Raw genomic sequence first — 8,162 nt, 5'->3', positions numbered from 1 at the left:
GTCCTGGCCGGCGCGGGTGCGGCCGACGCGGGCTCGGCCGACGCGGCGCCACGAGCCGGTGCGGGCCGGTCATCGGATCGCCCGGCGTTCTCGGTCCGGCTCGGGCGCTGGTAGGCCGGCCCCTCGGCGGCCGCCAAGGCGGGCGCACCCGACGCCGTCACCCGGCGCTCGATGCGTTCCAGCCGCGCCAGCACGGCCGAGTCGGCGGCGGCGTCGGTCGGCACGGCGCCGGGCAGCAGCATCCGGGCGCACAGCAGCTCCAGCAGCAGCCGTGGCGCGGTCGCGCCACGCATGTCGACCAGGCCGTTGTGCACGATCTCCGCGTACCGGGTGAGCGTGCCCGGCCCGAGCTGCTGTGCCTGGGTCATCATCTTGTCCAGCTCATCGCCCGGCGCGGTGACCAGGCCGCGGGCACCCGCGTCGGGCACCGCGCGCAGCAGCACCAGGTCACGCAGCCGGTCGAGCAGGTCGGAGGCGAAGCGACGCGGATCGTGGCCGGCCTCGACCAGCCGGTCGACCGTGCCGTAGACGGCCGAGGCGTCGTTGGCGGCGAGCCCGTCGACCAGGTCGTCGATCAGCGCCACGTCGGTGACCCCGAGCAGCGCGACCGCCCGCTCGTAGGTGACGCCCTCCGGTCCGGCGCCGGCGAGCAGCTGGTCGAGCAGCGACTGGGTGTCCCGCGCGGAGCCGCCGCCGGCGCGGATGACCAGCGGGTACACCGCGGGCGCGACGGTGGCGCCCTCGGCGGCGACGTTGCGCTCGAGCAGCTCGCGCATCGCGGTCGGCGGGATCAGCCGGAACGGGTAGTGGTGGGTGCGCGAGCGGATCGTCGGCAGGACCTTGTCCGGCTCGGTGGTGGCGAATATGAAGACGAGGTGCTCCGGTGGCTCCTCGACGATCTTGAGCAGGGCGTTGAAGCCCTGCGTGGTGACCATGTGCGCCTCGTCGATGATGAACACCCGGTACCGCGACGAGGCCGGCGAGTAGAACGCGCGGTCGCGCAGCTCCCGGGCGTCGTCGACGCCACCGTGGCTGGCCGCGTCGAGCTCGACGACGTCGACGCTGCCCGGCCCCTCGGGGGCGAGCGCGATGCACGAGTCGCACGTGCCGCACGGGTCCGGCGTCGGGCCCTGCTCGCAGTTCAGCGAGCGGGCCAGGATGCGCGCGCTGGACGTCTTGCCGCAGCCGCGCGGACCGGAGAACAGGTACGCGTGGTTGACCCGCTTGGCGGTCAGCGCGACACGCAGCGGTTCGGTGACGTGTTCCTGGCCGACGACCTCGGCGAAGGTCGCGGGACGGTACTTGCGGTAGAGGGCGAGCGCCACGGCAGGGACCATACCCGCCGGCACCGACGGTCCGGCCACCCCACGGCAGTGGCCGGACGAGATCGCTACAATGATGTCGGACCCCATGCGGCGTTCATCTCGTGAACCTCCCCAGGGCCGGAAGGCAGCAAGGATAAGCGGGCTCTGACGGGTGTGTGGGGTCCCTCTTTTGTTTCGGGGCCCGGGGCGGTTATCCACAATGGATCAGGTTGTCCACAGGACCGGCCGCACCGGCGAAATCGTCGGTGTCCCGACCTAGTCTGGCCTCATGTTGCCTTGGTCCACCGAACTAGCCGGTCGCATCGAGCAGGGAGTCGTGCGCAGCGAACTGCTGCGCGGCAACCCACTCGGCGACCCCCACGACCGTCCTATCCACGTCTACCTGCCGCCCGGCTACGACGAGCAACCCGCGCGCCGGTATCCCGTCGTGTACACGATTCAGGGCTACACCGGGCACGTCGCCACGTGGTTCAACCGCATGCCGTTCCGCCGGCCGTATCCGGAGCTGGCCGACGAGCTGTTCGCCACCACCGACACGCCGCCGGCGATCGTCGTGTACGTCGACGCGTGGACCTCGCTCGGCGGCAGCCAGTTCCTCGACTCCCCCGCGATCGGCCGCTACCACTCGTACCTGTGCGACGAGGTCGTGCCATGGGTCGACGCCCAATACCGCACCCTCGCCGACCGCGACCACCGGGCCATCGCGGGGAAGTCGAGCGGTGGCTACGGCGCCATGGTCACGCCGATGCTGCGCCCGGACCTGTTCGGCGCCCTGGCCACCCACGCGGGCGACGCGCTGTTCGAAGTCTGCTACCAGCCCGGCTTCTGCGAGATAGCCCGCACCCTTCGCGACGAGTACGACGGTTCGTACGACGCCTTCCACGCCGACCGGCGCCGCCGCCTGCACGGCACGAAGGACAGCGACATGGACCTCATCGAGATGTACGGCTACGCGGCCGCGTACTCGGCCAACCCCGACGGCACGGTGAGCATGCCGTTCGACGACGTCGGCGCCCTGGTGCCGGACGTGTGGGCCCGGTGGCTCGCGTGGGACCCGGTCCTGATGGCGGGCCGGCCGGGGTATGCGGAGGCGTTACGCACACAACGAGCGATCTGGATAGACGCCGGCACCCGCGACGAGTACTACCTGGACTTCGGTGCACTGGCCTTCCGCCGCGCCCTGACCGCTGCCGGCGTCCCCGACCAGACCGTCCACTTCGAACTCTTCGAGGCCAAGCACGGCGGCATCGAGTACCGCTACCCGTTAGCCCTGGCCTGGCTCTGCGAACGCATAGCCTGACCCGAAGCGCGCTCGGCGCGGCGCAGCTTCGCGGGCCACCAGACCTTCGGGCCGATGTCGATCGTCAGGGCCGGGACGAGCAGTGAGCGTACGACGATGGTGTCCAGCAGCACGCCGAACGCCACGATGAACGCGATCTGCGCCAGGAACAGCACGGGGATCACCGCGAGCGCGGCGAACGTCGCCGCCAGCACGACGCCCGCCGACGTGATCACGCCGCCCGTCACGGCCAGGCCGTGCAGGGTGCCGGTTCTCGTGTCGGTGGCGACGGACTCCTCGCGGACCCGCGTCATCAGGAAGATGTTGTAGTCGATTCCCAGTGCCACCAGGAAGATGAAGCCGAACAGCGGGATCGCCGGGTCCGAGCCCGGGAAGTCGAGGAGGTGGTTGAACACCAGCGCAGACACCCCCATCGTCGCCGCGAACGACAGGACCACGGTCGCGATCAGGAGCAGCGGGGCGAGCAGCGCGCGCAACAACACCGCGAGCACGAGGAAGATCACCACGAGCACGATCGGGATGATCAGCGAGCGGTCGTGCTCGGACGCCTGTTGCGTGTCCAACTGAATGGCGCTCTGGCCGCCCACCTTGGCGTCCCCGCCCGGCACGGCGTGCACCGCGGCGCGGATCTGCTCCACAGTGGACAGCGCGGCCCGCGAGTCGCCCGGATCGTCCAGGACGGCCTGGATCATCACCTTGCCGCCCTCGGTACCGGCCACGGCCGCCTCCGAGACGCCCGGCACCCGCGTGGCGTCGAGCACGTCCGGCGCCGCCCGTTCGTTGGCGATCACGACCGTCGGATCCCCGGAACCGCCCGGGAAGTGCCGGGAGAGCACCTCCTGACCGGTCGTGGAGTCCACTTCGGACAGGAACAGGTCGGACTGTGCGGTGCCGCTGGCCTTGAGCTGCGGCAGGAACGCGACGCCGACGAGCAGTACGAGCGTGGTGACGATCCACACCACCCGCGGCCGGGCGCCGACGATCCGCGCGACGCGGCCCCACAGGCCCGCGTGCTCCGGCTTCGCCGTGCCGTACTCCGGGCGGAACGGCCAGAACGCGGACCGGCCGAGCAGCACCAGCGCGGCCGGCAGGAACGTCATCACCGACAGCAGCGCGCCCGCGATGCCGATCGCGGCGACCGGGCCGAGGCCCTGGTTGGAGTTGAGGTCGGAGAACAGGAGGCACAGCAGGCCGAGGACGACCGTCCCGGCGGAGGCGGTGATCGGCGCGACCGTGGCCCGCCAGGCCGCCGTGATCGCGGTGTAGCGGTCCTCGGTGTCGCGCAGGATCTCGCGGTACCGGGACACCAGCAGGAGCGCGTAGTCGGTAGCCGCGCCGAACACGAGGATGAACAGGATGCCCTGGCTCTGACCGTTGAGCGTGAGCGTGCCGTCCTCGGCGAGGCGGTACACGACGTAGCTCGCGGCACCGAGCGCGAACACGGCAGACAGCAACACGATGATCGGCAGCACCGGGCTGCGGTACACGACTACCAGGATGACCACGACCACCGCACCGGCGACGAGCAGCAGCAGCCCGTCGATGCCGCCGAACGCCGCGACGAGGTCGGCGATCTGGCCGGCCGGACCGGTGACGAGCACGGTCAACCCGTCGGGCGTGCCCTCGGCGAGCGTGTCGCGGACCTCGATGACCACTTCGTTGGGGTTGCCGTTCCCGGTGATCGGCACGACCAGCCGCAGCGCGGCGCCGTCGTCCGACGGCACGGGCCGCGGCGGCGGGCCGGCGACACCCTCGATGCCGGTGAGCGCGGACGCCCGCCCTGCGAGGTAGGCGGTGTCCGCCCCGGTGATGCCGCCGCCCCGCTCGGCGACGACGACCGCCGGGATGACGTCCTGCTCGGTGAACGCCCGCTGGAGGTCCGCGACCTCGGTGGCCTCGGCCGACTCCGGCAGGAAGGCGGCGCTGTCGTTCTCGGCGACATCCGCGAGCTTGCCGGCGAAGGGCCCGCCGAACGCACCGAGACCGAGCCAGACGAGCACGAGCAGGGTCGGCAGCCACCACATTCGGCGCATGGAGGTCCCCTCTGGTCGGCGGTCGTCTGCCAGATCATCGCCGCCGATGCCGCGGCACGCATAGCGACCATCGCAGGCGAAACGCGTGCGCCGGTTTTGTCGGTGGCCCCCGCTAGCGTCGTGATCGTGGAGTTCCGAACCTTCGCCGACGTGTTCCTGCTGCTCGTACGGAACGGAGACGTCCTGCTCGCGTTACGGGAGAACACCGGCTACGCCGACGGGCAGTGGAACCTGCCCAGCGGCAAGGTCGAGCCGGGCGAGGACCTCGCCGGCGCCGCGCGACGAGAGGCGCGCGAAGAGGTCGGCCTCGAGCTCGCGGACCTCCGGCTCGCTACGGTCGTGCACCACCACGCGGCCGGGGAGGAGCCACGCCTCGGCTTCTTCTTCGAGGCGACCGGCGGCTGGCCCGGTGAGCCGCGCAACGCCGAGCCGGACAAGTGCGGCGGTATCGCCTGGTATCCACTGGAATCCTTACCCGCCGACACGGTCCCGTACACCGCCGTCGGCGTGGACCAGTACCGGCGCGGCAGTCCTACGGCCGCCACGGGGCTTGGCCGCAACGATAGGATCACGCTCGTCCCACCGGGTCGGGGTCCACAGTGGACAGGAGGCCGAGGTGGCCGAGACAGCCGCGACACCTCGTACCCGGACGTCGTTGCCGGCGTTCGCCGCCAAGCCCGTCGCCGTCGTGGTCCTGGTGCAGGCCGCCGTCCTCACCGGGCTCTCCGGCCGCTACGGGTTCCACCGCGACGAGCTGTACTTCATGGCCGCCGGCGACCGGCTCGACTGGGGCTACGTCGACCAGCCGCCGATCACGCCGCTACTGGCACGGCTGTCCACCGCGGTGTTCGGCGACACCCCGGCCGGCCTGCGGGTCGTCGCCACCCTGCTCGCCGCGGCGATGGTCGTCGTGGTCGCGCTCGTGGCCCGCGAGCTGGGCGGTGGCCGTGCGGCGCAGGTGTTCGCGGCCGCGGTGGGTGCCGGGTCGTCGTTCGTGCTCGCGATCTCCCACATGCTCGCCACGGCCACGCTCGACGTGCTGGTCTGGCTCGTGCTCGGCCTGCTGGCGCTGCGGCTGTTCCGCACGCGCGACGGCCGCTGGTGGCTCGCCATCGGCGCGGTCACCGGCATCGGGCTCGACAACAAGTGGCTCGTCCCGCTGCTGCTGCTCGCGCTCGGCGTCGGGGTCCTGGTCGCCGGGCCGCGGGAGGTCCTGCGCACCTGGTGGCTCGCGGCCGGCGCCGGCCTCGCGCTCCTGCTCACCGTGCCGGTCCTGGTCTGGCAGGCCGCACACGCCTGGCCGCTGCTCACGGTCGCGGGCGGCATCAGTGCGGACGACGGCGCCGAGAACCGCCTGCTGTTCGTGCCGATGCAGCTGGTCTACCTGTCGCCGGTGCTCGTTCCCGTGTGGGTCGCGGGCATCGTCCGGCTCTGGCGCGAGCCCGACCTGCGCTGGGCCCGCGCGCTCGCGGTCAGCTACCCGGTGCTGTGCGCCGTGCTGCTGATCATCGGCGGCAAGCCGTACTACTCGGTGCCGCTGCTCGTGCTGCTCACCGCGGCCGGTGCCGAGCCGGCCCTGCGATGGGCACGCCGCCACCGCGCGGTCGCCGGCGGCCTCGCCGCCGTCGGGCTCGCGATCAACGCGATGGTCGGCCTGCCGGTGCTGCCGGTCAGCGCGCTCGGTCCGGCGACGGCCATGAACGCGGAGCAGGGTGAGCAGGTCGGCTGGCGGGAGCTGACCGAGACGGTCGCCGGCGTGTGGGAGCGGATCCCCGAGGCGGATCGCGCCACGGCCGTGATCTTCACCAGGAATTACGGGCAGGCCGGCGCCATCGAGGAGTACGGGCACGAGTTCGGCTTACCGCAGCCCTACTCCGGCCACATGTCCTACGCCGACTGGGGACCGCCGGCCGATGCGATGACCGGCCCCGTCGTGCTGGTCGGCGAGCTCGGCTCGGGCGCGCGGTCCGGGCTGCTCGACGGCTGCGCACGGGTCACCGAGCACGACAACGGAATCGGCCTGGACAACGAGGAGCAGGGCACCGACGTGTCGCTGTGCACCGGCCCGGCCGAACCGTGGTCACGGATCTGGCCCGAGCTGCGGCACTTCTACTGAGCGGCCTCACTCACAGCGGGGTACCGGCGCCGCGCCGGGCGGATCATGCTGGGGCGGTGAGCCGCTACCTGCTGGACAACCAGCGCCCGGAGGCCGGTGCGCGGTTCGAGGCGCTGGCCGAGCTGTTCGACCCGTCGACGTTCCGCCATCTCGACGAGCTCGGCCTCGGCGAGGGCTGGCGCTGCTGGGAGGTTGGCGCCGGCGGCCCGTCGGTCCCGCGCGGGCTGGCCGACCGGGTCGGCGGCCGTGGGCGGGTGCTCGCCACCGACATCGACGTGTCCTGGACGGCGCCCGCGGCGGGTGGGGTGCTCGAGGTCCGCCGGCACGACGTCACCCGTGACCCGCCCCTGGCCGAGGCGTTCGACCTCGTCCACGCCCGGCTCGTGCTCGTGCACCTGACGGACCGCGCGGCGGCCCTGCGAACCATGATCGGCGCGCTCCGCCCCGGCGGCTGGCTCGTGCTCGAGGACGCCGACCCCGCCATGCAGCCGCTGATCTGCCCCGACGAGCACGGCCCGGCGCCGAAGCTCGCGAACCGCCTGCGTGAGGCGTTCCGCACGCTGCTCGTCGAGCGCGGCGCGGACCTCGCGTACGGCCGTACGCTGCCCCGCCTCCTGCGCACCGCCGGGCTGGTGGACGTCCGCGCGGACGCCTACTTCCCGATCACCTCACCCGCGTGCGCGGTCCTGGAAGCGGCGACCGTGCACCACGTGCGCGACCAGTTGCTGGCCGCCGGCCTCGCGACGGCCGACGAGATCGAGACCCACCTGGCGAACGTCGCCGCGGGCGGGCTCGACCTCGCCACCTCGCCGATGATCACGGCCTGGGGCCGCACACCCGCGACCTAGCGCTCGTCCATACCCGTGTCGCGCTCCGTGAAGGCCGGGGCCGTGGCGGCGTCCTACTTGGTGTGCTCGTCGCGATCGGTGCGCTCCGGGTCGGTGCCGGGCCGCTCCGCGACCTCCTTCTCCGGGTTGACCAGACTGCCGTCGGTGCCGACGCCGTCGCTCTTGTCGCCGCTGCGGTCCACCCCGTGGTCGTCGAGTTCTTCCTTCGGGCTGTGCAGGCTGCCGTCGGTGCCGACACCCGTGCCGGTCCCGGTGTCACATCGTTGTCGCGAGGCATGTCTCCACCTCTTCCGCTCGCTGTCCCCGCAGGCCCACCGCCGTCCACAAGGGCTAAGCATCCGCGGACAAGCATGTTCGCCGGCGGCGCCGGGCCACGCGGGCGTTTTGAGCGGCCGTCCGCCCCTCCGGTACGCTGCCCGGCGGAGGATTCGCATAGTGGCCTAGTGCGCACGATTGGAAATCGTGTTGGGTGTGATAGCCCTCGCGGGTTCAAATCCCGCATCCTCCGCACGTAAGGACGAGCGCCGGTCGCCCGTGGCG

At 72.2% G+C, this 8,162-nt stretch carries 6 protein-coding genes, 1 tRNA gene, 1 other RNA gene and 1 pseudogene; 6 read left to right on the top strand and 3 right to left on the bottom strand.

Annotation, left to right across the window (positions count from 1 at the left end; all coding sequences use genetic code 11):
• Window positions 1-1,325: DNA polymerase III subunit gamma and tau (locus ACRDTB_RS36280; RefSeq protein WP_431436778.1), on the bottom strand; the 1,325-nt coding region annotated here is incomplete at its 3' end.
• 74 nt (window positions 1,326-1,399) lie between these two features.
• Here ACRDTB_RS36280 and ffs point away from each other — a divergent pair.
• Both ffs and ACRDTB_RS36270 read left to right on the top strand, forming a co-directional pair.
• Window positions 1,400-1,496, top strand: an RNA gene (ffs, locus tag ACRDTB_RS36275) — signal recognition particle sRNA small type.
• A 97-nt stretch (window positions 1,497-1,593) separates the two neighbouring features.
• Window positions 1,594-2,625 (top strand): alpha/beta hydrolase, encoded by a 1,032-nt coding sequence (locus ACRDTB_RS36270; RefSeq protein ID WP_431436777.1) that lies wholly within the window; start codon window positions 1,594-1,596, stop codon window positions 2,623-2,625.
• Here ACRDTB_RS36270 and ACRDTB_RS36265 read toward each other — a convergent pair.
• The gene (locus ACRDTB_RS36265; protein WP_431436776.1) at window positions 2,583-4,658 is read right to left on the bottom strand and encodes an MMPL family transporter; all 2,076 of its coding nucleotides are present in this window, start codon (window positions 4,656-4,658) and stop codon (window positions 2,583-2,585) included. The genes ACRDTB_RS36270 and ACRDTB_RS36265 overlap by 43 nt on opposite strands.
• A 102-nt stretch (window positions 4,659-4,760) precedes the next feature.
• On the opposite strand from ACRDTB_RS36265, the pseudogene ACRDTB_RS36260 reads away from it, so the two are divergent.
• From ACRDTB_RS36260 to ACRDTB_RS36250, 3 genes and pseudogenes are all read left to right on the top strand, one after another.
• Window positions 4,761-5,078 (top strand): annotated as a pseudogene (locus tag ACRDTB_RS36260) (NUDIX domain-containing protein); the annotation flags it as partial.
• Between the two features lie 196 nt (window positions 5,079-5,274).
• Window positions 5,275-6,774, top strand: coding sequence for an ArnT family glycosyltransferase (locus ACRDTB_RS36255; protein ID WP_431436775.1), 1,500 nt, complete (start codon window positions 5,275-5,277; stop codon window positions 6,772-6,774).
• 56 nt (window positions 6,775-6,830) lie between these two features.
• Window positions 6,831-7,622 carry a methyltransferase domain-containing protein gene (locus ACRDTB_RS36250; RefSeq protein ID WP_431436774.1) on the top strand — a complete coding sequence of 264 codons (792 nt, stop codon included), beginning with the start codon at window positions 6,831-6,833 and terminating at the stop codon, window positions 7,620-7,622.
• 53 nt (window positions 7,623-7,675) lie between these two features.
• On the opposite strand, the gene ACRDTB_RS36245 is transcribed toward ACRDTB_RS36250, so the two are convergent.
• A complete protein-coding gene (locus ACRDTB_RS36245; protein ID WP_431436773.1) occupies window positions 7,676-7,804 on the bottom strand; it encodes a hypothetical protein in 129 nt (42 codons plus the stop codon).
• 239 nt (window positions 7,805-8,043) lie between these two features.
• Here ACRDTB_RS36245 and ACRDTB_RS36240 point away from each other — a divergent pair.
• Window positions 8,044-8,130: transfer RNA gene (locus tag ACRDTB_RS36240), tRNA-Ser, on the top strand.
• The last annotated feature ends 32 nt before the right edge of the window (window positions 8,131-8,162 follow it).

Source organism: Actinophytocola sp. (genome assembly GCF_050699935.1).
In the GTDB taxonomy this organism is placed as follows: domain Bacteria; phylum Actinomycetota; class Actinomycetes; order Mycobacteriales; family Pseudonocardiaceae; genus Actinophytocola.
Note: the sequence above shows the minus strand (reverse complement) of the source record. Positions and strands in the feature narration are given on the sequence as shown.

Bases quoted from the DNA above. Each gene is read 5' to 3' on its own strand.
- ACRDTB_RS36270 (WP_431436777.1), top strand. From the start codon at position 1,594: ATGTTGCCTTGGTCCACCGAACTAGCCGGTCGCATCGAGCAGGGAGTC.
- ACRDTB_RS36265 (WP_431436776.1), bottom strand. From the start codon at position 4,658: ATGCGCCGAATGTGGTGGCTGCCGACCCTGCTCGTGCTCGTCTGGCTC.